Below are 707 nucleotides of genomic sequence, written 5' to 3' on the forward strand. Positions count from 1 at the left end.
AAGCAGCCGCGCTTTTCAATACCTATGTTCAAAAATGACAACTAAAAACAGAGATTTTGACGTATTGATTGTTTAATCATTTGTAGAAAGCCTTCAAACTAAAATAAAGTAAAGTCGTATATTGTGTCTAACAGAAATTAAAAATTATTAGGGCGTGTTGAACATTCGCAAATAGGCACTGCTGATCGCTAAAATTGTTCCAGACAAGGCACAAAGCGACGATAATGCAGATGCCTTAGCGAGATTTGTAACGCAGTATGGGGCAATTTTAGCATCAGCCCCAACGATAAAAGCAGGGGACAGGACTCTTTTTTGCCGCTTCATCGTTAAAAATAAGCGCTTAGAATGACTAAACTTATTATTTTTAACATCGAATCGCCTAAAAAATAGTCGCTGTCAGTGCCATGGTCGAATGTTCAACACGCCCTAAAGGTTTTACTCAATGCAAATTTTTGACCCTAGTTTTTTCTTTGTGTATATAAGAATAAAACGTTTTTAAGTATCACTGGACAAAAATGCCGGCAAAAAGGTTTCGCTGATAAGTAGTAAGCGACCATACCAGTCATAGCGCGTTTGCCGCTGCCAGCCCTCGCTCGTCTGTCGCACAAATCGCTGGTTTGGCACTGTGCGCCGACGTTTAAATAACACATAACCGATGGGCGTACCTTTTAGCTGCTGCAAGCGTCGCGCCTTACCTTTTAGGCTTG

1 pseudogene is annotated in these 707 nt (G+C 40.7%); it reads right to left on the reverse strand.

What is annotated here, in order from left to right:
- Positions 1-495 precede the first annotated feature (495 nt).
- Positions 496-707, reverse strand: a pseudogene (locus JMX83_RS15000) (chorismate--pyruvate lyase); the annotation flags it as partial.

It is taken from the genome of Psychrobacter piscatorii (assembly GCF_904846415.1).
Taxonomy (GTDB): Bacteria; Pseudomonadota; Gammaproteobacteria; order Pseudomonadales; family Moraxellaceae; genus Psychrobacter; species Psychrobacter piscatorii.